This is a genomic window from Photorhabdus tasmaniensis, from assembly GCF_011189505.1.
Classification (GTDB): domain Bacteria; phylum Pseudomonadota; class Gammaproteobacteria; order Enterobacterales; family Enterobacteriaceae; genus Photorhabdus; species Photorhabdus tasmaniensis.
In genome coordinates, this window is sequence record NZ_PUJU01000136.1 from 1 (window position 1) to 1,751 (window position 1,751).

At 45.5% G+C, this 1,751-nt stretch carries 2 protein-coding genes and 1 pseudogene; all 3 read right to left on the bottom strand.

Features of this window, described 5'->3' with window-relative positions; all coding sequences use genetic code 11:
- On the bottom strand, positions 1-496 hold a 496-nt coding region (locus C5471_RS23120), incomplete at its 3' end, for a tail fiber assembly protein (protein ID WP_166296550.1).
- Positions 496-1,158: a phage tail protein gene (locus tag C5471_RS25430; RefSeq protein ID WP_422630941.1), complete on the bottom strand. Its 663-nt coding sequence runs from the start codon at positions 1,156-1,158 to the stop codon at positions 496-498. The genes C5471_RS23120 and C5471_RS25430, both read right to left, overlap by 1 nt.
- Positions 1,140-1,527: pseudogene (locus tag C5471_RS25435) on the bottom strand (hypothetical protein); the annotation flags it as partial. The pseudogene C5471_RS25435 and the gene C5471_RS25430, both read right to left, overlap by 19 nt.
- Positions 1,528-1,751: the final 224 nt, after the last annotated feature.

The window sequence follows — 1,751 nt, forward strand, 5'->3', positions numbered from 1 at the left end:
AGTCTTGTAGCAATGAGAGAGTGTCATTTGCCTGTTGTAACAGTGCTGCTTGCTGTTGCTTGGCTTCATCAATCTGATGCGATTTGAGAAGGTCTTTATCAACTACCCATTCTTTACCGTTCCACTTATCATAATCAGTATCAGGTTGCTTGAAGGTCAGGGTATCCGGCAGTTCGCCCAGTTCGGTGATTTCACGCTTCTGACGAGTTTGAGTGTCGTAAGCGATTTTACCCCGATAATCAGGGACGATTTCCCAACAGAGTTTATCTTCGCTACGACAAACAGCTTCATTATGAGATTTCGGGAGCTCTGGCGCATCGGAATAGGCACCGGCTGACAGACTAACACCAAGCATGACATATTCAATATCAGCAGTGGTAAATTCTCTTGTCATCTGATTAGTGTGGTAAACCTTTATCCATCCTGCTTGAGTGGCTAAACCATCTTTACCCAATACGGCGGTTTCATGGTCTAAAGAGTATTTTTGTTCTGTCATTATGCTGCTCTCACTATGTAGTTAAATGCTATATTACGAGGGCGATTTTCGTTAGCTGTCGGAACGACACGAGATGCATCAAAATATACAGTCGATGTGTAGCCGCCCCCATCCTCATGATATGTACGATCAGTGTAGTTTCTCGATTCATTAAAAACGCCTGCGGATTGAACTCCTGCAACCATCTCTTTGAAAAGCATTGAGCCCGTAATATTTCTAATTGCATCCCCCTGCCATGACAAAATCCCACGACCACTATCAACACCGCGCCCATCATCCCAGCCACGAATAAACTCACCGCGCAGATCAGGGAGTACGCCGGATGGGTAAGCTATGGCTAACTGGGGATATTGAGATTTATTAAATGCTTGACCGTTGCACGCAAGATAACCTGATGGGGGATTGGGTTGCGGCCATGGAATGGGGGTGCCAACTGGGTGGGTATTGACTACCCCCCCTCTTGTAAAGCCATTATTATTTAAAAAATATGCATAAAGATTTCCATCGGGATCGATGTATAATTGACCTACATCACTACCTGTGGTACCGATATTAAGTCCTTTAACCCATCCCGAACTCCCGTTCCCGGACCCGCCCCAGGCCCCAACATAGCTCCTTGTTGGGATACTATTGACAGAAATAAATCCAGGAAATGCCCCCACATCCTCAGCAGTGGGTTTATTTGCGGTGTTATAGTCCCTACGCCAACCCGGATAGTACCCTTCACCATGATTAATATAAGTAAATTGTACGTTTGCGATGCCGTTTCCGTTTGTCGTCGTCGGTGTTGTAACACGGATAGTCATTGCAGATTCTATGCCCATGACTTCAACCACAGCCCCCGCAAGACAAATATTACCGCAGCCTGTATCGTTGATTATGCGATTGTTGGCATATGACCATGATCCCTTACATATCCAGTATGGATTATCAAAAGCCCCCTGGAATTTTAGCCATTGTAAAAATTCAGCGGTTGTCCACATGCCAGTAGCGGTATTGATCGAGCCGCTATAAGCACGACATGCCCCCACATCCCCAGCACTCAAACTGACATCCCCACTCAACGTCTTCCCGTTAATTTTCCGGCTGCCCGGGACCGCGTTGTTAGCCTTAGTCACCGTTTCCGACAAACCAACATTTTCCGTAGTTGATTAACTGACATTATTCTTTGCCAAGGCAGACTGTTAAAGCATTAAACGGGATTCAATCTGGTAAAAATCGGACTTATCTGCGTATCAATAAATAACCAAAATGA